Origin of the sequence: Bacillus atrophaeus, from assembly GCF_039519175.1 — a bacterium.
In the GTDB taxonomy this organism is placed as follows: Bacteria; Bacillota; Bacilli; order Bacillales; family Bacillaceae; genus Bacillus; species Bacillus atrophaeus.
Genome location: NZ_CP154443.1, coordinates 1,750,559 through 1,769,569 on the forward strand (window position 1 = coordinate 1,750,559; position 19,011 = coordinate 1,769,569).

Consider the following 19,011-nt stretch of genomic DNA (forward strand, 5'->3'; position numbering starts at 1 on the left):
AAAAATACGAAAAAATGTGAAGGAAAGGTATTTTACGACATGCCGCGATTTTTTAAACGAAAGCAAAAGAAAAATACCGATCAAGAAGAACCCGAAAAGAACCTGTCTGAGGCGAAAGACAAGGCAGATCAACAAGACCGGAAAGACAGCTCAAAACATATCCATTCTGCTCTTTCAGAAAATCTTGCAGATATCACAGAAAAAACGGGCGGCAGTTCTGACGTGGTGATCCGGGAACTCGAAATCGGAGAAAAGGGAAGCGTACATATTGCCATCATTTATATAGCCGGATTAGTTGATAATCAGTCAGTGAATGAATCCTTAATTGAAGCCTTAATCAGCAACAAATCTCTTCAAAAAGATGACACGATCGAGCAGGTGCTTGAACAAACGGTAGCGCTCGGGAGCGTCAAGCCTGAACAAACGTGGGACGGGCTTTTAACAGCGTTAATGCTGGGAAATACATTGATTTTCGCAGAAGGAGCCGACCGCGCGCTTATCGCAAGTACGGAGGGGGGAGAGCGGCGTTCTATCGAAGAGCCGGGTACTCAAGTGTCGTTTCGGGGACCTCGTCAAGGCTTTACGGAATCCATCCAAACGAATGTTTCCATGATCCGCAGATATATTAAAAACCCGAATGTCTGGGTGGAGAAAATGAAGATCGGCACCGTTACACATACAGAAATCGCCCTGATGTACATCAACGGCATCTGCGAAGACAAGACAATAAAAGAAGTGAAGCAGCGCCTGAAAAAAATTGATATCGACAGCATTTTAGAATCAGGATACATTGAACAGCTCATTGAGGATGAAACATATACCACGTTTCCGACCATCTATCATACAGAGCGGCCTGATATTGTAGCGGGAAACTTATTAGAAGGCAGATTTGCTATTATCGTGGACGGAACGCCGTTTGTGCTTATTGCGCCGGCGGTCTTTATACAATTTTTTCAATCGGTTGAAGATTATTATTCGCGCTTTGATATTGCCACAAGCATCAGGCTTTTGAGGATATTAATCTTTTTCATTTCACTGGTTGCGCCGGCGATATATGTAGCGGCTACCACATTTCATCAAGAAATGATTCCGACCCAGCTTTTGATTGTAATTGCGGCGCAGCGGGAGGTTGTTCCGTTTCCGGCCGTGATTGAAGCGCTTACGATGGAAGTCGCCTTTGAAATTCTAAGAGAGGCGGGTGTCCGTCTGCCGCGGGTTGTGGGCTCCGCCGTTTCGATCGTCGGAGCGCTTGTCATTGGACAGGCTGCGGTTCAGGCGGGAATCGTATCGCCCGCCATGGTAATCGTTGTGGCGATTACCGCGATTGCAAGTTTTGCCACACCGGCATTCGCCATGGCCATTTCGGCGCGTCTGATCCGCTTTACCTTTATCATCGCAGCCGCCACATTTGGTTTTTACGGGTTGATCTTAGGCATTATTATGATGGTTGTCCATCTGTGCAGCCTGCGTTCCTTCGGTGTTCCTTATATGTCGCCTCTCGCCCCGTTTTCGTTTCAGGGGTTAAAAGATACATTCGTAAGGGTGCCGTGGTGGGCGGATAAAAAAAGGCCGGCGGTCATCGGCGGGAAAAATAAAGTTCGGGAAGCCGAACATCAGCGCCCTCAGCCGGATTCTTCCCGGGGAATGGTCAACAAAGATCTGAAAGATGGTGGACGTGATGATTCGTAAGCGGGTTTTAGCCGTATTGATGCTTGTTAGCATTGTATTCTTGCCGGGGTGTTGGGATAAACGGGAACTGACAGACCTTGCCCTCATATCAGCGATTGGGATTGATAAGAAAAATAACGGCAAATACGTGCTCCACTTTCAAATCATTAATCCGGGCAATGTAGCTGGAGGGCTTCAAGGCGGCGGGGCGGGAGACAGACCGCCTGTATCCGTTTATTCCGTAGCCGGTGATAATCTGACGGAAGCGATGAGAAGAGCATCTGTAAAGATATCAAGGCGGCTGTATTACTCTCACACAAATCTCGTGGTCATCAGTGAAAAGCTGGCAAGAGAAGACGGACTTAATGATGTATTTGATAATCTGGAACGCGATACAGAGTTCAGGACAACTGCAACTGTCGTGATTGCTCATAAAACAAAAGCTGAAAATATCATTAAGGTCCTCACGCCGATTGATAAAATCCCGTCCAATAAAGTGAACAAAACATTGGATTTTACAGAATCCCAATATGGAAAAAATATAAAAACAAACATACAGGATATCATAAAATGCCTTGTTGTCCCGACCAAATCACCCATTATAACCGGATTTACCATGAAGGGTGACAGTGAAAAGGGAAAAAGTTTGGAGAATACGCAGTCAACAGAATCGAAAGCCGTTCTTCAGGCAGACGGCCTGGCGGTATTTAAACATGACGGCCGCTTACAATATTGGATTGAGGATAAGAACGGTATCGGAGTCATGTGGCTGCTGAACCGAATCAAACATACGTATATCAACGCCGATTGGAAACAAGTTGAAAATGCAATAAGCCTTCAAGTGAGCCGCCAAAAAACAAAGGTGTCCGCTTCTCTTCAAAATGGCCAGCCGCACATTCAAGTCCATATCACTGTGGAAGGGACAGTGGACGCAGTCAAATATCCATTCCATTTATCAGACCCTAAAGTATTGGAGCAGCTAGAACGCGTTCTCAGCAAACAGTTAAAAAAGGATATTGCCGGCACCGTCCAGAGTATTAAAAAGAACAAAGTGGATATTGTCGGATTCGGTGATCCGATCTTTAGAAACTACCCAAAAGTATGGAAAAAAATAGAGCCGAAATGGGAAGCTGAATATCTGCCCAATCTGCCGGTTGATATTAAAGTGGAAACATTTATCAGAAGAACTGGTTTGAGGAACAATCCTCTTCAAGATAAGTTTGACCGTGATTAAACGTGAAGAAAGGAGCTTTTGACTGATGGAGAAGGCCCGAATCACAGGAAGACAGTTATTTGTCATGATTTTGATTTTTGAATTGGGCAGCTCATTATTAATTCCGCCGGGAACGACGGCCGGGCGCGATGCCTGGATTGCAGTTCTGCTTGGAAGTGCCGTCGGTCTGCTCCTTTACTATGTGTATCAGGCCCTTTATCAATATTATCCGGATTACTCGCCGAAAGAGTATATGAACGAACTTTTAGGAACCAAGATAAGCTGGCTTATTTCCCTGCTGTATATTTTATATTTTGCTTATATCGCGGCACGCGTGCTCCGGGATTTTGGTGAGATGCTGCTGACGTTTGCATATCCCGATACGCCGATTGTGGTGGTTAATGCTTTATTAATAGTCGTCAGTATATACGCAGTCAGAAAAGGGATTGAGGTAATCGCCAGAGCCGGAGAGCTTCTTTTTGGTGTGATGTATTTATTAGGAGCGGTCGGATTGCTCCTGATTATCTGCTCCGGCATGATTGATCTTACCAATTTGAAGCCCATTCTGGCGGATGGGATTTCGCCTGTCATTCATTCCGTTTTCACGCAGACCCTGTATGTTCCGTTTGGTGAAATAATCGTATTTGTCATGATACTTCCTTATTTAAATAACCAGAGACATGCAAAAAAGACAGGGCTTTGGGCAATAGGGATCAGCGGGCTGATTTTAGCTTTGTCCATTGCGATTACGATGAGTGTGCTGGATGTGAATCTCACCCTGCGTTCTCAATTTCCGCTTCTTACCACTATTCAGACGATTAAAATCGAAGAGTTCTTAGATCGTCTGGATGTCTTTTTTATGCTGGCGCTTGTAATCGGAGGTTTTTTCAAGGTAAGCCTTTACCTGTATGCTGTCGTTATGGGGATTTCAACCTTGTTTAAAGAAAAGAACCCATCTCAATTGGCCTATCCTGTCGGTCTTGGCATTTTAATTTTATCCATTACAATCGCAAGCAGTTTTTCAGAGCATATGAGCGAAGGGCTGAAAATTGTTCCGATCACCGTCCATTTGCCGTTTCAAGTCATTTTCCCCGTTGTGCTCCTGCTTATCGCATTCTTGAAAAGACGGATAAAAGGAAAAAAGAAACCCCATTAACAAGAAACAGTTGATCCCGGCTGCCATTCGGGGTTTTTTGTGCTGAAATAGAAAAATAATTCAGCTCAACTAATTGACAAACTTGCGAGACAATTGTACATTTTGATTTATTCATATTAAAAACCTAGGAAATATGGGTTTAAGCTGTCGGAATATTTCAGCTTGACCAAAAAATAGATAAAAGGAGAAAACACACCATGGCAAGCAAAAAACGTGAAATCAAATTGGGGGTTTTCCTTGCGGGTACGGGGCATCATGTATCATCTTGGAGACATCCGAAGGCTCCTGCGGACGCAAGCATGAATTTGGATTACTTTAAAGAACTTGCAAAAACAGCGGAGCGGGGCAAGCTGGATATGCTGTTTTTGGCCGATAGCTTATCAATAGACAGCAAGTCGCATCCGAATGTCTTAACAAGGTTCGAGCCTTTTACGCTGCTCTCTGCACTGGCACAGGTTACTTCCAAGATCGGACTTGCAGCTACGGCTTCCACGACATACAGTGAACCGTTTCATATTGCGAGACAGTTCGCCTCTTTGGATCATCTGTCGAACGGGCGGGCCGGCTGGAACGTTGTGACCTCATCTATTGAATCAACAGCGCTGAACTTCAGCGGGGAACAGCACCTTGAACACCATCTCCGTTATCAGCGGGCCGAGGAATTTGTTGATGTGGTAAAAGGGCTGTGGGATTCATGGGAAGAGGATGCCTTCATACGAAATAAGGAATCGGGAGAGTTTTTCGAGAAGGAAAAAATGCACGAACTTAATCATAAAGGAGAGTATTTCTCAGTTCGCGGGCCTTTAAACATCGCGAGAACGCCGCAGGGCCAGCCGGTTATTATTCAGGCAGGCTCATCAGGAGATGGAAAAGCGCTGGCCGCTAAGACGGCGGAAGTGATTTTCACGGCGCAAAACCATTTGGAATCCGCTCAAGAATTTTATACATCTATTAAAGAACAGGCTGCTGAATTCGGACGTGACCCTGAAAAAATCGCGATCATGCCGGGGATTTTTCCGATCATTGCCGATACAGAAGAAGAGGCGCAGGCGAAATACCAAGAGCTTCAGGATTTAATCATTCCGTCAGTCGGTTTGCAAATCCTTCAGAATTATTTAGGCGGCATCGACTTGTCCGCGTATCCGCTTGACGGGCCTCTGCCTGAATTGGACGCAGAAGCTTCAAATGCGGTGAAAAGCCGTTTCAAACTTGTTCAGGAGATGGCCAAGCGCGATAACATGACCATTCGAGAGCTATACAAATACGTGGCAGGTTCCCGAGGCCACCACATCTTTGTCGGCACGCCGGAGCAGCTTGCAGATAAGATGGAGGAATGGGTCGAAAAACAGGCCTGTGACGGCTTCAATATCATGCCGCCGCTCCTTCCGGAAGGGATCGAACTATTCGTGGACAAGGTGATTCCGATCTTGCAGGAACGCGGCGTGTTCAGAAAAGAATACGAAGGTACGACATTAAGAGAACATTTCGGTTTGGAAAAACCGGTTAACCGTTATACAAAATAAAAGGAGGAACGTGCAATGCAGGGACAATACCGGCTGGCGAAAGACAGTGATGCCGAAGAACTTCTCGCTCTGACATGGCGGGCCTATGAACCGGTTCGCAAGCTTGGCATCAACTTTGCCGCCGCACATGCAGACCTGGAGCTTGTATTGAACAATATCCGAAAAAACGCATGTTATGTTATGGAAGAAGATGGACGGATTATCGCTACGATTTCCTTGCGGATGCCATGGGGACAGCAGCCGGGACCGTACGGAGTGCCTCACATCTGGTGGTTTGCGGTAGATCCGGATATCGGCAAAAAAGGCGTAGGGTCAGAGCTTTTGCAATGGGTCGAGCAGACCGTGCTGCGCGATACCTTAAAGGTTCCGTTCGTATCGCTCGGAACAGCTGATAAACATCCCTGGCTGATTGACATGTATGAAAGAAAAGGCTACGTCCGCGCCGGGGAACGAGATCTCGGCAAAGGACACATCACGATTTATATGAAAAAAGAACTGCGGACTGATATATAAAACAAAAAGGCGGGAAATAACATGAAAATGAAAAAATGGACTTTGCTGTTCGTTGCTGCGCTATTAGCTGTATTGTCAGCATGCGGTAACGGAAACAGCAGTGATAATAAGGATGACAAGGTGCTTCATGTCGGGGCGACCGGCCAAAGCTATCCGTTCGCCTATAAAGAAGACGGCAAGCTGACGGGTTTTGATGTGGAAGTCATGGAAGCCGTAGCAAAAAAACTCGATATGAAACTTGACTGGAAACTGCTTGAATTCAGCGGGCTGATGGGAGAGCTTCAAACAGGTAAGCTTGACACGATTTCAAACCAGGTTGCCGTAACAGACGAACGCAAGGAAGTGTACAACTTTACAGAACCGTATTCCTACGCGGGGACACAGATTGTCGTAAAAGATGATAACAAAGATATTAAGTCAGTAGACGACTTAAAAGGAAAGACAGTTGCGGCCGTTCTCGGTTCGAACCATGCGAAAAACCTTGAAAGCAAAGATCCTGATAAAAAAATCAATATCAAAACATACGAAACACAAGAAGGTACGCTGAAAGACGTAGCTTACGGACGTGTGGATGCTTACGTCAACAGCCGGAGTGTGCTTCTCGCGCAAATAAAGAAAACAGGTCTGCCTCTGAAGCTTGCCGGAGACCCGATTGTCTACGAACAAGTCGCATTCCCGTTCGCAAAGGATGACGCGCACGATAAGATCCGCAAAAAAGTAAATAAAGCATTGGATGAACTCCGTGAAGACGGAACGCTTAAAAAGCTTTCAGAAAAATATTTTAAAGAAGATATCACAACAGAAAAGAAGCAATAAGAAACGGCGGTGAACCACCAGAATGAATACGATCGATTGGGGATTCATGATTTCGGCATTCCCGACATTAATTGGAGCCCTCCCGATCACCCTTTTCATGGCTGTAGCGGCCATGATTTTTGCGGTCATCGGAGGACTTGTTCTCGCACTTATCACCAAAAACCATATACCCGTGCTTCATCAGCTGTCAAAAATCTATATTTCATTTTTTCGGGGTGTACCGACGCTGGTGCAGCTTTTCTTAATTTACTACGGACTGCCGCAGCTGTTCCCGGAGATGAGCAAAATGACTGCCTTAACGGCTGCCATCATCGGTTTAAGCTTAAAGAACGCTGCCTATTTAGCGGAGATCTTCCGCGCCGCTCTGAACTCGGTGGATGAAGGGCAGCTGGAAGCGTGTCTGTCTGTCGGCATGACGAAGCTTCAGGCATACAGGCGGATCATTCTCCCGCAAGCCGTCAGAAACGCAATTCCGGCAACGGGAAACACGTTTATCGGTCTTTTGAAAGAAACATCATTGGCATTTACATTAGGCGTTATGGAGATGTTCGCGCAAGGGAAGATGTACGCCTCAGGCAATTTGAAATACTTCGAAACCTACTTGGCGGTTGCGGTTGTGTACTGGATTCTCACAATTATATATAGCGTCTTGCAGGACCTGTTTGAACGCGCCATCAGCAAGCCATACCGAACCTAGGGGTGAAATCAGTTGATACAAGTCAAAAATATTCGCAAAGCCTTTAAAGATCTCGTCGTGCTGGACGGGATCGACCTTGAAGTGAAACGCGGGGAAGTTGTGGCGATCATCGGCCCGTCCGGTTCCGGCAAATCAACGCTTCTCCGCTGCCTGAATCTATTGGAACGCCCTGATCAAGGCTTGATTGAAATTGGAGAAGCCAAGCTGAACGCTGAAAAATATACACGTAAAGAAGCGCATCAGCTTCGCCAGCAGACAGCCATGGTTTTCCAAAATTACAATCTGTTCAAAAATAAAACAGCACTGCAAAACATTACAGAAGCGCTGATCGTCTCGCAAAAAAAATCGCGGGAAGAAGCGAACCGCATCGGTATGGATATCTTAAAACAGGTCGGCTTGGAGCATAAGGCGAACAGCTATCCGATTACGATGTCCGGCGGGCAGCAGCAGCGGATCGGCATCGCGCGGGCGCTCGCCGTTAACCCGCACGCGATTTTGCTCGATGAGCCGACCTCCGCGCTTGATCCGGAGCTTGTAGCGGGTGTGCTGCAAGTGATTCAATCCATTGCGGAAAAACAAACAACGATGATCATCGTTACTCATGAAATGGCGTTTGCCAGAGAAGTCGCTGATAAGGTAATTTTTATGGCGGACGGCCATATTATCGAGCAGGGAACCCCGGAAGAACTGTTTGACCATCCGAAAAGCGAACGGACGAAAAAGTTTATCAAACAGGTGGGAGAGCCTACCGAACTTATATAGAAGGGAAGAAGAACAATGGCTGAAGAGTATAATGATGCGTTAAACAAACGTTTAATTAACATGCGCCGTGACCTTCATGAACACCCTGAACTGTCGTTTGAGGAATTTGAAACGACGAAAAAAATCCGCCGCTGGCTTGAAGAAGAGAACATTGAGATTCTTGACGTTCCTCAGCTTGAAACAGGCGTGATTGCGGAAATCAAAGGGCATGCGGACGGTCCCGTTATTGCGGTGAGAGCGGATATTGACGCGCTTCCGATTCATGAACAGACGAACCTGCCGTTTGCCTCTAAAACTGACGGAACAATGCACGCATGCGGACACGATTTTCATACAGCCTCCATTATCGGCACAGCGATTTTGCTGAACAAAAGAAAGGACGAGCTGAAAGGAACGGTCCGCTTCATCTTTCAGCCCGCTGAAGAAATTGCCGCCGGAGCGAGAAAAGTGATAGAAACAGGGGTGTTGGACGGCGTCTCTGCCATTTTCGGCATGCATAATAAACCGGATCTTCCGGTCGGTACCATCGGTCTGAAAGAAGGTCCGCTGATGGCAAGCGTTGATCGCTTTGAGTTAGTCATTAAAGGCAAAGGCGGACACGCCGGTATTCCAAATAACAGCATTGATCCGATTGCCGCGGCAGGCCAAATCATCAGCGGCCTGCAATCTGTCGTCAGCCGTAATATCAGTTCATTGCAAAATGCGGTCGTCAGCATCACAAGAATACAGGGCGGCAGCTCATGGAACGTCATACCAGACCAAGCAGAAATGGAAGGAACGGTTCGAACCTTTCAAAAAGAAGCAAGAGAAGCCGTTCCGGAACATATGAAACGGATCGCTGAAGGAATTGCGGCCGGATACGGAGCACAGGCGGAATTTCGCTGGTTCCCGTATTTGCCGTCCGTGATGAATGACGATCAATTCTTGAATGCTGCTTCAGAAGCCGCAGCCCGTCTAGGCTATCAGACTGTCCCCGCTGAACAGTCGCCTGGCGGTGAAGACTTCGCTCTTTATCAAGAAAAAGTCCCAGGCTTTTTCGTTTGGATGGGAACAAACGGAACAGAAGAATGGCATCATCCGGCGTTCACATTGGATGAAGAAGCATTGCAGGTAGCGGCCCGCTATTTTGCTGAGCTGGCCGTTACTGTCCTGGAGTCGATCGAATGAACATACAAGAACTGACGGCAGGCCTTGCTCAGTCTGTGAGATCATCACGCCCTGAAGCTTCCGTTGAAGCGATGCGTGAAGCAAAGAAGGGGCTGCTTGATTTTACAGCAGCTTCTTTTGCAGGGAGAAATGACAGCGGCGTTGAAAAACTGTTGAACTTGATCGAGGGAGAAGGCGGCGTGCCAATTGCCCCTCTTATCGGACAAGGAAAAAAGGCATCACCCTCGCAGTCGGCGCTGCTGAATGGATTTATCGCCCACGCGCTTGATTTTGATGATGTCCATTCTGATGTCAGAGGGCATCCGAGCGCCGTTATTCTTCCGGCGCTCATTGCTTCCGCCGCCCGCCGAGATGGCGGGCGGTTTCTTGGCGCTTATATTGTCGGCGTGGAAGTGATGGCAAGGCTGGGTGAGTCGATTGGCAGACACCACTATGAAAAAGGCTGGCACAACACAGGGACGCTTGGAGCGATAGCGGCTGCCTGTGCGATCGGTTATGCAGAGGAGCTGTCCCAGGAAGAGCTGGAAAGAGCAATCGGCTTTGCCGCTGCGCAAGCCGGCGGGATGAGAGTTCAATTCGGCACAGAAATGAAACCGCTGCACGCCGGCTTGGCGGCTCAATCCGCCTTATTTGCCGTCAAATTGGCGCAAACCGGCTTTGGCGGCTCACACACAGCACTGGATGGAAAGCAAGGGTTTTTCAGCCTCTACGGTGATCTGGAAAAGGCGGAATCCACATTTTTAAGTAATTGGGGAACACCTTGGAGAATCGTTCAGCCAGGCCTCTGGTTTAAAATTTATCCGTTCTGCTCCGCCGCTCATCACGCCGCAGACGCCATCCGCAAGCTGATGGTTCAGCATGAGATCTCTGCTGGCAAGACGGACCGGATCGAAGTTGTCTTTCCTCCGGGCGGAGACGCCGCATTGACGGAAAAGCAGCCGGAAACAGGGGAAGAAGGACGTTTCAGCGTGGAATACGTCATCTCCCTTGCTTTGCACGGACGGGAGCTGACGGCGGCCGGGCATTTTAACAATGAGCCGATACCACAGAACATTCAAGCCTATCTGCCGCGTATTCACCGTGTTTATGACGCTGAGATTCAGCCAGACCCGCAAGCCGTTCCAAAGGGCCGCTTCACCATCGTACGCGTTTTTCTGTCAGACGGACGTGTTTACGAAGCCCGTGTCAATTGTCCGAAGGGGGCGCCGGGAAACGGACTGTCTGAGGAAGACATAAAAGAGAAGCTGCAACTTGCGCTTCAAGGAGACGAACGAAAAGCGGCAAGTTTGATCACTGCCATTGAGCATGCCGACATTCAAAGCTATTTATCACATATATAAATAAAAAGAGCGGGGGGATGCAGCCACCGCTCTTTTTACGTTCACTTCTATATAAAAGGGGGATATAGGCTGCGCCCCTGTCTGCACTGGCAGAGGCGCAAGTTATTAAACCGCTGCGCTGTTTTCCTTCAACGTAAAGCTTCCTCTAGAAAGTCTGATGTTGATATCAGACACTTTTGCGATTTGTTCATCATGCGTCACCATGATTACACACTTATCGTCTTTGCGCGCCAAGTCTTGGAAGAGCCGGACGATTTCTTTTGAGGTATCCTCATCAAGGTTCCCCGTCGGTTCATCGGCTACAATCAAGTCTGTGTCACAGCAGAACGCTCTAGTGATCGAAACGCGCTGCTGCTGTCCGCCGCTTAAAGTTAACACCTTTTGACGTGCCTGCTTTTCGCTGATGCCGACCTTTTCCAGCATGTCCAGCGCGTACGCTTCTTTATTCGTCTCTTTCGAACCCGTAATTTCCATCGCTGTTGTCACATTCTGAACAGCGGTCATATAGGGAAGCAGATTGTATGCCTGAAAAACGATGGATACATATTTGTTTCTGTAATTCGTTAAGCCGATTTTAGAAACATCCTTTCCTTCGTAAAGGATGCTTCCTTCTTTCGGGACGTCAAGTCCGCCCGCCAGAGACAGGAAAGTTGTTTTTCCTGACCCGGACGTACCGGCGATGGTATAGAATTTCCCTTTTTCGAAATTGATATTGATATCCTGAAATAAGGGCTGGCTTTTGTCTTTGTACCAGTAGCCGACTTGTTGAAATTCTAATAAGCTCATGTGTATTCGCCTCTTTCTTATTCCTGTTTTGTCAGTATCGTCTTAGGATGGAGCCGCAGTACTGAGATAGACGGCAATAATGTTGCGATGACCGCGATCAGTATGCCGATGCCTCCGAGAAGCAATAATTCGTTCATAGAGACTGCGACATTCAATGAGTCAATCACATCAGCGCTTGATGAGTTCTGGCCGAACATGCCGCCTCCGCCCATACTGCCACCGCCGCCAGGCATGTGACCTCCGCCTTGGCTGCTGCTTGCTGTTTGTGCCGTATCAGTTGATGAACTGATTTGCTGCGATAAGAGCTGATTTCCGAGCTGATTTGCAATCAGGCTGCCTGTCACTGAAGCAATGCCAATCGCAATAACAGCGACGATCAGAACCTCCGTCAGGAATTGCCCGATAAGCTTCCAGCGTTTTTCGCCGATTGCCATTAAAACGCCCATTTCATATTTGCGCTCTCTGATAGACATCATGACAATCAGACCGAGAATTACCGCGCCTGCAACTGATACAAGATACACGACATGTTTAGAGAAAGAAGCTACGTTTTCAATCGGACCGACCATTTGCTGGTACAGCTGATCATTTGTTTCAAGTGTATACGTATCAAAATCGATAGACGTCTTTTTCGCTGCCTTAACAAAAGCATTAATATTTTCAGCATCGTCCATGTAATAAACAGCTGAATCAATCATGTTTTTATAATCGTCACCCTTCAAAGCAGCAGTTGCCGTATAAGGTATATAGATTTTATTGTAAGGATTTAAGAAAGAGAAATTCTGAGCTTGGGCAACTCCGGAAGATGTCGTTTTATAAATGCCGACAACCTCCAGCTTAACGGTTGTATCTTCATCTGCTGCTGTTTCAACCGTGATGGAATCACCGACGCTTAAGTTATTTTCTTCCGCAAGCGTTTCATTAATGAGCGCGACTTTTTTACCGGCATCTGATTTTGTAATCGAGCGTCCGTCTGTAATTTTTGAATCTCCGTCTGAGAATTCATCTACTAATGAAGTGCTGACTACACCTTCAATCGAAAGATCAGCTGAAGTCATCTGCGACCCGCCTTGTCCGCCGCCTTGGTTATTTTTCGAATCAGAATTTGAATTATCAGAGCTGGAGCTGGAATCACTTGAGCTTTCAATCGCATCGAAGTTTCCGGCGTTGGCTGAAGCTGACGTGATAAAGTTATAACTCTTCACGTGATCAAGGCTTATCAGCTTTTTCGCATCAGATACCGAAATCGGCGTTGATTCAAAGCTGCGTTTCTCTCCGTCATCTTTTTGCTGTTCCATTTGCTTTTGGCGGTCAACTTGCAGCGTCACGTTTCCGCCCAGCTCCTGTCTTGCTAATTCGCTTGATTTTTGCGCTGCTGACTGGATGGTGAGACCCGACAGAACGAAAATGCATATGACTGTAAAAACAAATAACTGCAACAATGTTTTCCCTTTTTTGGCCTTCATGCTCCAAAAGGCTCGTTTGATAAAGTTCATTTATGTTCCTCCGTATTGGTAAGTTTTATCTCTGTAAGACCGTCCGAAGCAGTGGTCCGTTTGATGATAAATTCATAGTAGTTCAAAGGTATGAAAAAAGTATGAACAATCTATTTCTAGTTGATTAAATAAAAACTAACAATTGTGAAACCCAAAACCTTCTGTATAAAATGGTGCTATTATAAAAAAGCGTCAAAACAATCGGAGGAAACGATGAGAATATTAATGATAGAAGATAACGTTAGTGTTTGTACGATGACTGAGATGTTCTTTTTTAAGGAAGGGTTTGAAGCGGAATTTGTTCATGACGGATTAGAAGGATACCAGCGTTTTACGGAAGAGGAATGGGATCTGGTCATTCTCGATATCATGCTTCCGTCTATGGACGGCGTGACCATCTGCAGAAAAATAAGAGAAACGAGCAGTGTTCCGATTATTATGCTGACCGCAAAAGATACCGAGTCTGATCAGGTGATCGGTTTTGAGATGGGGGCCGATGATTATGTCACAAAGCCATTCAGCCCATTAACCTTGGTTGCGCGCATTAAAGCCGTGATCAGGAGATACCAGGCAACTGGAAGTGCAATTAAAAATGACGACGATATGATTGAAACGGCTTGCTTTACCATTAATAAGAAGACAAGAGAAGTATTTCTAAACGGACAGCCTGTTGAAAACCTCACGCCAAAGGAATTTGATCTGCTTTATTATCTTGTGCAAAATCCGCGGCAGGTGTTTTCAAGGGAACAATTGCTGGAGCAGGTATGGGGATACCAGTTCTACGGAGATGAGCGTACCGTTGATGTTCATATTAAAAGGCTGCGGAAGAAGCTTGCCAGCGAAGACAAGTCTTTGCTATACACCGTATGGGGGGTAGGCTATAAATTTGATGAGGATTAAATACTTATATCAGCTGCTGCTGAGCCATATCAGCATTTTGATTTTAGCATTTGTTATTATTATTTCTCTGTTTTCCCACTTTGTGAAGGAGTTTGCCTATCAAAGCAAAGTGGAGGAGCTTACGTCTTACGCCAGCCAAATCGCGACGGAGTTTCAAGACGGGCAGCATGTGGACTTGCGGCGCTTGTATCCGTACCAGGATATATTAAAAACAAGAAAAACACAGTTCATTATCTTTGATGAAAAGCAGCAGCCTTTTTTCTTGCCTGAAGGCTTTCACCCGAGGGAAAAGCTGAAGAATACGGAGTGGATGAAGCTGAAAAAAGGGCAGACGGTGATGGTCAGAACGGATGGCCGTTTTAATGAAGAAGTTTCACTTGTTGCCAAGCCTATTTTAATCAACAGCGAGTTTAAAGGTGCAGTGCTGCTGATTTCTCCGATCAGCGGAGTTGAGCAAATGATCAATCAGGTCAACCGATACATGTTTTATGCCATTATCAGCACGCTTGTCATTACGATTCTGGTCAGCTGGCTGCTGTCAAAATTCCATGTCAAACGGATTCAAAAGCTGCGGGATGCAACGGATAAAGTGGCTTCCGGAGACTATGACATCCATCTTGAAAACAAACATCAGGATGAAATCGGAATTCTGGCCTCTGATTTTAATATCATGGCTAAAAAATTAAAGCAATCAAGAGATGAAATCGACCGTCTGGAGAAACGGAGACGGCAGTTTATCGCCGATGTCTCGCATGAGTTAAGAACGCCGCTCACGACCATCAACGGCTTGGTCGAAGGGCTGAACAGCAATACAATTCCTGAAGAGAACAAAGATAAATGCTTCTCGCTTATCAGTGAGGAAACGAAGCGCATGCTGCGGCTCGTGAAAGAAAACCTGGATTACGAAAAAATCAGATCACAGCAAATCACCCTGAACAAGCTGGATGTTCCGCTTATCGAGGTGTTTGAAATTATCAAAGAGCACCTAAAACAGCAGGCTGAAGAAAAACAAAACAAGCTGATGATTCAGGTTGAGGATAATATTATCGTTCATGCGGATTATGACCGTTTGATTCAAATTCTCGTCAATATCACAAAAAACAGCATCCAATTTACGCAAAACGGGGAAATTTGGCTGGGGGGATCAGCGGGATATAAAGAAACCATTATCGAAATTGAAGATACCGGGATCGGCATTTCGAAAGAGGATATCGAGCATATTTGGGAGCGGTTCTACAAAGCGGATATTTCCAGAACCAACACAGCGTACGGCGAATACGGCCTCGGCCTGTCCATCGTCAAACAGCTCGTTGAAATGCATCAAGGCACAGTAGACATCGAGAGTGAAAAAGGAAAGGGGACAAAATTCATTATTCGCCTGCCGCTGAATACGAAACAGTAATAAAAAACGGCCGCCTTTCATGCTGCCGTTTTCTTGTGTTTTGAACAAACATCTGCTTTCCGAATTCATACCGCTTCGGCGCTTCATGCATTTATTGCGCTCTGCCGAAAACAAAGTTTGCGTGTTTTTCGGGATGTGGCCGTCTGGAAACATGATAAAATATGTCATAAACAGGTTTTGGATGGGGAGGGTGAAGGAATGAAGAGCGAGGTGATTCCTTCTTCAGCAGTCGGTCAAAAAATTAACGAGTGGTATAAGTATATTCGTACGTTCAGTGTACCGGACGCCGAAATTCTAAAAGCCGAGATTGAACGGGAAATTGAACATATGGAAGACGATCCGAACTTGCTGCTATATTTCTCATTAATGGAATTCCGCCACCAGCTGATGCTTGATTATCTTGAGCCGTTAGAAAAATTAAAAATAGAGGACCAGCCGAGCTTGTCAGAATTACTGCGCAACATTGACAGCAATCAGGCTGATTTAAAAGGGCTGCTTGATTATTATGTAAACTTTTTTCGGGGGATGCACGAATTTGATAAGAGAGAATTCATTTCAGCCATCACCTATTACAAACAGGCTGAAAAAAGACTTTCCTTTGTAGCGGATCATATTGAAAGAGCCGAGTTCTATTTTAAAGTGGCCGAAGCTTATTACTATATGAAACAGACGTATTTCTCACTGATCCATATCAAAAATGCCTACGAAATATATGCTGAGCAAGAAACATATAATGTGAGAATTATCCAGTGTCATTTTGTTTTCGGAGTAAACTTGATGGATGAAAGGCGTTTCGAACAAGCCGCGCGCCATTTTGAACTCGCATTACATATGGCGGAATCAGAAAATAAAGCACAATTGGTCGGAAGAGCGCTTTATAATATTGGGTTGTGTTATTACAACCAAGATCTTCTTGAGCCTGCCATTGACTATTTTGAAAGAGCGGTTTCTATATTCGAAAGCAACGCCATCATTAAATCTCTTCCTCAGGCATATTTTCTGATCACGCAGATTTATTATAAATGTAAAAATAATTCTAAAGCAGTGGAATATCACAGCAGGGGTTATGAATATGCTAAAGAAACAGATGATATTGACTACATGGTGAAATTTGAATTTTTAAAAACTCTATATCAAGCCCAGCCGGATGAACAAGGAATCGAAAAATGCTTTTATTACCTAAAAAATAAAAATATGTATGCTGATATAGAGGATTTAGCACTAGTAGTAGCTAAATATTACTATGAACAAAAAAACTTCGAAATGTCATCTTCCTACTTTCTCAAAGTAGAAGAGGCCAGAAAACAAATACAAAGGAGTGAAGGTTTATATGAAATTGAAATCTAAATTGCTCATTATTTGTTTGGCTGCAGCTGCTGTGTTTGCAACAGTTGGAGTGTCCAATGCTGAAGCGCCTGATTATCAGGTGACAGAAAGAGGAATGACGTAAGAAAATAAAAGTCCCTTCCTGAAAAGAAGGGACTTTGCCGTTTTAAACATAAACAGTAAACGCCATAAGACAAAGTCTTATGGCGTTTACCTTTACAAGAGGAGGTTCTTACATATGGGGGCTGCCAGTCTGTTCTAGAAGCCGCCATTAAAAAAGGATGTTCCCACAATAATCAATAGTACAAACAACACTACGATTAACGCGAAAGAGTTAAAGCCGTTACCAGATCCGCAACCTGACATAAGGCGTCACCTCCAAGTGAGAATACTATAAGATATGCGCAGAATACCAGAGTGTAAAGGGTAAACGTGCAGATGAGAAAAAATAAATCTATCAATCAGCGCCCGATATTTTGGCAGCCTAAAAGGAAAAACGCCATAAGACAATATGGTCTTATGGCGCTTCACCTCTGCGATAAGGAGGTTACAGGGTCATACTAGTTTGATCTAGAAAAGACCACCGTTAAAAAAAGATGTTCCTACGATAATCAATAGAATAAACAATACAACGATTAAAGAGAAAGAACTGATGCCGTTTCCATTAGATGGATACATACAGCGTCACCTCCATGTGAGAATACTATAAGATATGCAGGAGGCGACAAATTGATAGAGATACTAGTGGACAAGAGAAAAAATGAGAATTTCGGCTATGAAAACGTTAAGAGATTAAAACCCCTGCAAAAAACTCTTGGTACAATGCTTGGACTGCCCGCTCTTCCTGCGCCTCTTTCACTCCGAACATCATGCTCACCTCCGATGACCCTTGGTTGATCATTTCGATGTTTACTTGAGCCTCAGATAATGCTTTTGACGCCCTTGCAGTTGTGCCGACGTTGTGGCGCATGGCTTCTCCGACGACCATAATCAGCGCCAGGTTATGCTCGACAATCACCTCATCCGCCTGAAGATCCTCTTCAATCCGCCTGATGAGCTGACGCTCCATGGAGCCATCCATTTGATCTTGTCTTAATATAATGGTGATGTCATCAATTCCGGACGGGACATGCTCGTACGTTAAACTGTAATCTTCTAAAATTTGCAGGGCTTTCCGCCCGAAGCCGATTTCTCTATTCATTAAATACTTACTGATATAAATGCTGCAAAATCCGGTGTCGCTGGCTATCCCGACAACTGGGCCGTTCGTGTTGTCTCGTTTGCTGACAACACGTGTTCCTTGTGCTGCCGGATTGTTCGTATTTTTAATTTGAACCGGAATTCCCGCTCTGAACGCGGGGATCAGGGCTTCATCATGGAAGACGGAAAAGCCGGCATATGAAAGCTCGCGCATTTCCCGATATGTCAGTTCGCTGATTTCTTTAGGATTCTTCACGATAGATGGATTGACGGAATAAACCGCATCGACATCGGTAAAGTTTTCATACAGGTCGGCCTGTAAACCGTTTGCGAGAATAGAGCCCGTAATATCTGACCCGCTTCTTGAAAAAGTGATCACATCGCCTGCTTTGCTGAAGCCGAAGAAACCGGGAAAGATAATAAGACCGTCCCGCTCTCTTAAGCGGTACAGATTTTCATAGGATTCAGGCAGCACCTGAGCGTTTCCCGGCTCATTTGTGACGAAAAGACCCGCGTCTTTAGGATTCACATACTCTGCTTGAATGCCCTTGTGCTGAAAGTAAGCGGCGATCAGCTTTGCATTGTTATCCTCGCCGCTTGCTTTGATTGCATCTATATATTGCACGGGATTGCTTTTGTCTCCGTTTAACAAAGTGAAGAGGTCATCCCGTATTCTTTCTATAATATGCTGATCCAGATGAAGCTCCTGAGCGATTTCGGCATACCGTTCAATGACAGCTTCGCAAAGTTCGGGCGCATCACCCGATGATATGTATTGCTCCGCGCAGGCGATTAAGAGATCCGTTACCTTTGTATCCTCGGAATGGCGTTTCCCCGGCGCTGATACCACAACAGCTTTGCGCGAGGGATCGGCTGTTACGATATGAAACACTTTTTCAAGCTGAGCGCCAGATGCGAGAGAACTGCCTCCGAATTTAACGACCTTCATGTTGACAACTCCTAATGTTTAAATTTTCACACAAATTTAGTACTTATTATCTCTCTTTCGGTTCTTGAAATCAAGGGTTATTTTCTACGTGGTATGA

At 45.5% G+C, this 19,011-nt stretch carries 19 protein-coding genes; 14 read left to right on the forward strand and 5 right to left on the reverse strand.

Annotated features, from left to right (window positions below):
- The first annotated feature begins 39 nt into the window (after positions 1-39).
- The 10 genes from gerKA to AAHT65_RS09025 all read left to right on the forward strand — a co-directional run bounded on the left by gerKA (position 40) and on the right by AAHT65_RS09025 (position 10,855).
- Positions 40-1,689 carry a spore germination protein GerKA gene (gene gerKA, locus AAHT65_RS08980; RefSeq protein WP_277714321.1) on the forward strand — a complete coding sequence of 550 codons (1,650 nt, stop codon included), beginning with the start codon at positions 40-42 and terminating at the stop codon, positions 1,687-1,689.
- Positions 1,679-2,902, forward strand: coding sequence for a Ger(x)C family spore germination protein (locus AAHT65_RS08985; RefSeq protein WP_343311379.1), 1,224 nt, complete (start codon positions 1,679-1,681; stop codon positions 2,900-2,902). The genes gerKA and AAHT65_RS08985 overlap by 11 nt, the downstream gene beginning before the upstream one ends.
- A 25-nt stretch (positions 2,903-2,927) precedes the next feature.
- Positions 2,928-4,037 carry a GerAB/ArcD/ProY family transporter gene (locus AAHT65_RS08990; RefSeq protein WP_010789718.1) on the forward strand — a complete coding sequence of 370 codons (1,110 nt, stop codon included), beginning with the start codon at positions 2,928-2,930 and terminating at the stop codon, positions 4,035-4,037.
- A 197-nt stretch (positions 4,038-4,234) separates the two neighbouring features.
- Complete coding sequence (locus AAHT65_RS08995; protein ID WP_010789716.1) at positions 4,235-5,560, forward strand: LLM class flavin-dependent oxidoreductase; 1,326 nt, start codon at positions 4,235-4,237, stop codon at positions 5,558-5,560.
- Between the two features lie 15 nt (positions 5,561-5,575).
- Positions 5,576-6,073, forward strand: a complete 498-nt coding sequence (locus tag AAHT65_RS09000) for a GNAT family N-acetyltransferase (protein ID WP_010789715.1) — start codon at positions 5,576-5,578, stop codon at positions 6,071-6,073.
- 21 nt (positions 6,074-6,094) lie between these two features.
- Positions 6,095-6,889 (forward strand): amino acid ABC transporter substrate-binding protein, encoded by a 795-nt coding sequence (locus AAHT65_RS09005; RefSeq protein ID WP_010789714.1) that lies wholly within the window; start codon positions 6,095-6,097, stop codon positions 6,887-6,889.
- 22 nt (positions 6,890-6,911) lie between these two features.
- Entirely contained in the window at positions 6,912-7,586 is a 675-nt protein-coding gene (locus tag AAHT65_RS09010; RefSeq protein WP_010789713.1) for an amino acid ABC transporter permease, read from the forward strand.
- 12 nt (positions 7,587-7,598) lie between these two features.
- Positions 7,599-8,348 (forward strand): amino acid ABC transporter ATP-binding protein, encoded by a 750-nt coding sequence (locus AAHT65_RS09015; RefSeq protein ID WP_010789712.1) that lies wholly within the window; start codon positions 7,599-7,601, stop codon positions 8,346-8,348.
- Between the two features lie 15 nt (positions 8,349-8,363).
- Positions 8,364-9,515, forward strand: a complete 1,152-nt coding sequence (locus AAHT65_RS09020) for a M20 peptidase aminoacylase family protein (protein ID WP_343311380.1) — start codon at positions 8,364-8,366, stop codon at positions 9,513-9,515.
- Positions 9,512-10,855, forward strand: coding sequence for an MmgE/PrpD family protein (locus AAHT65_RS09025; protein WP_343311381.1), 1,344 nt, complete (start codon positions 9,512-9,514; stop codon positions 10,853-10,855). The genes AAHT65_RS09020 and AAHT65_RS09025 overlap by 4 nt, the downstream gene beginning before the upstream one ends.
- A 105-nt stretch (positions 10,856-10,960) precedes the next feature.
- On the opposite strand, the gene AAHT65_RS09030 is transcribed toward AAHT65_RS09025, so the two are convergent.
- Both AAHT65_RS09030 and AAHT65_RS09035 read right to left on the reverse strand, forming a co-directional pair.
- The gene (locus tag AAHT65_RS09030; protein WP_343311382.1) at positions 10,961-11,641 is read right to left on the reverse strand and encodes an ABC transporter ATP-binding protein; all 681 of its coding nucleotides are present in this window, start codon (positions 11,639-11,641) and stop codon (positions 10,961-10,963) included.
- A gap of 17 nt (positions 11,642-11,658) precedes the next feature.
- Positions 11,659-13,137, reverse strand: a complete 1,479-nt coding sequence (locus AAHT65_RS09035; RefSeq protein ID WP_343311383.1) for an ABC transporter permease — start codon at positions 13,135-13,137, stop codon at positions 11,659-11,661.
- Positions 13,138-13,350: 213 nt separating this feature from the next.
- Between AAHT65_RS09035 and AAHT65_RS09040 the strand changes: the two genes are divergently transcribed.
- The 4 genes from AAHT65_RS09040 (at position 13,351) to AAHT65_RS09055 (ending at position 16,889) form a co-directional block, all read left to right on the forward strand.
- Positions 13,351-14,037: a response regulator transcription factor gene (locus AAHT65_RS09040; protein WP_343311384.1), complete on the forward strand. Its 687-nt coding sequence runs from the start codon at positions 13,351-13,353 to the stop codon at positions 14,035-14,037.
- On the forward strand, positions 14,024-15,439 hold the full coding sequence (locus AAHT65_RS09045) for a HAMP domain-containing sensor histidine kinase (protein WP_343311385.1): 1,416 nt from the start codon (positions 14,024-14,026) through the stop codon (positions 15,437-15,439). The genes AAHT65_RS09040 and AAHT65_RS09045 overlap by 14 nt, the downstream gene beginning before the upstream one ends.
- Before the next feature lie 198 nt (positions 15,440-15,637).
- Positions 15,638-16,786, forward strand: coding sequence for a tetratricopeptide repeat protein (locus AAHT65_RS09050; RefSeq protein WP_004430265.1), 1,149 nt, complete (start codon positions 15,638-15,640; stop codon positions 16,784-16,786).
- Positions 16,770-16,889, forward strand: a complete 120-nt coding sequence (locus AAHT65_RS09055; protein ID WP_004430266.1) for a PhrC/PhrF family phosphatase-inhibitory pheromone — start codon at positions 16,770-16,772, stop codon at positions 16,887-16,889. The genes AAHT65_RS09050 and AAHT65_RS09055 overlap by 17 nt, the downstream gene beginning before the upstream one ends.
- 134 nt (positions 16,890-17,023) lie before the next feature.
- Here AAHT65_RS09055 and AAHT65_RS09060 read toward each other — a convergent pair whose 3' ends face one another.
- From AAHT65_RS09060 to AAHT65_RS09070, 3 genes are all read right to left on the reverse strand, one after another.
- On the reverse strand, positions 17,024-17,131 hold the full coding sequence (locus AAHT65_RS09060; RefSeq protein ID WP_072053240.1) for a YjcZ family sporulation protein: 108 nt from the start codon (positions 17,129-17,131) through the stop codon (positions 17,024-17,026).
- 204 nt (positions 17,132-17,335) lie between these two features.
- Positions 17,336-17,419, reverse strand: a complete 84-nt coding sequence (locus AAHT65_RS09065) for a YjcZ family sporulation protein (RefSeq protein WP_370499808.1) — start codon at positions 17,417-17,419, stop codon at positions 17,336-17,338.
- 130 nt (positions 17,420-17,549) lie between these two features.
- A complete protein-coding gene (locus tag AAHT65_RS09070; RefSeq protein ID WP_004430267.1) occupies positions 17,550-18,914 on the reverse strand; it encodes an aspartate kinase in 1,365 nt (454 codons plus the stop codon).
- Between the last annotated feature and the right edge of the window lie 97 nt (positions 18,915-19,011).

Excerpts from the sequence above, each read along its gene's own strand:
- AAHT65_RS09040 (WP_343311384.1), top strand. The coding sequence starts at position 13,351 with ATGAGAATATTAATGATAGAAGATAACGTTAGTGTTTGTACGATGACT.
- AAHT65_RS09060 (WP_072053240.1), bottom strand. The coding sequence starts at position 17,131 with ATGTCAGGTTGCGGATCTGGTAACGGCTTTAACTCTTTCGCGTTAATC.
- AAHT65_RS09005 (WP_010789714.1), top strand. The coding sequence starts at position 6,095 with ATGAAAATGAAAAAATGGACTTTGCTGTTCGTTGCTGCGCTATTAGCT.
- AAHT65_RS09050 (WP_004430265.1), top strand. The coding sequence starts at position 15,638 with ATGAAGAGCGAGGTGATTCCTTCTTCAGCAGTCGGTCAAAAAATTAAC.
- AAHT65_RS08995 (WP_010789716.1), top strand. The coding sequence starts at position 4,235 with ATGGCAAGCAAAAAACGTGAAATCAAATTGGGGGTTTTCCTTGCGGGT.
- AAHT65_RS09070 (WP_004430267.1), bottom strand. The coding sequence starts at position 18,914 with ATGAAGGTCGTTAAATTCGGAGGCAGTTCTCTCGCATCTGGCGCTCAG.
- AAHT65_RS09025 (WP_343311381.1), top strand. The coding sequence starts at position 9,512 with ATGAACATACAAGAACTGACGGCAGGCCTTGCTCAGTCTGTGAGATCA.
- AAHT65_RS09035 (WP_343311383.1), bottom strand. The coding sequence starts at position 13,137 with ATGAACTTTATCAAACGAGCCTTTTGGAGCATGAAGGCCAAAAAAGGG.
- AAHT65_RS08990 (WP_010789718.1), top strand. The coding sequence starts at position 2,928 with ATGGAGAAGGCCCGAATCACAGGAAGACAGTTATTTGTCATGATTTTG.
- AAHT65_RS09055 (WP_004430266.1), top strand. The coding sequence starts at position 16,770 with ATGAAATTGAAATCTAAATTGCTCATTATTTGTTTGGCTGCAGCTGCT.
- AAHT65_RS09030 (WP_343311382.1), bottom strand. The coding sequence starts at position 11,641 with ATGAGCTTATTAGAATTTCAACAAGTCGGCTACTGGTACAAAGACAAA.
- AAHT65_RS09020 (WP_343311380.1), top strand. The coding sequence starts at position 8,364 with ATGGCTGAAGAGTATAATGATGCGTTAAACAAACGTTTAATTAACATG.
- AAHT65_RS08985 (WP_343311379.1), top strand. The coding sequence starts at position 1,679 with ATGATTCGTAAGCGGGTTTTAGCCGTATTGATGCTTGTTAGCATTGTA.
- gerKA (WP_277714321.1), top strand. The coding sequence starts at position 40 with ATGCCGCGATTTTTTAAACGAAAGCAAAAGAAAAATACCGATCAAGAA.
- AAHT65_RS09010 (WP_010789713.1), top strand. The coding sequence starts at position 6,912 with ATGAATACGATCGATTGGGGATTCATGATTTCGGCATTCCCGACATTA.
- AAHT65_RS09000 (WP_010789715.1), top strand. The coding sequence starts at position 5,576 with ATGCAGGGACAATACCGGCTGGCGAAAGACAGTGATGCCGAAGAACTT.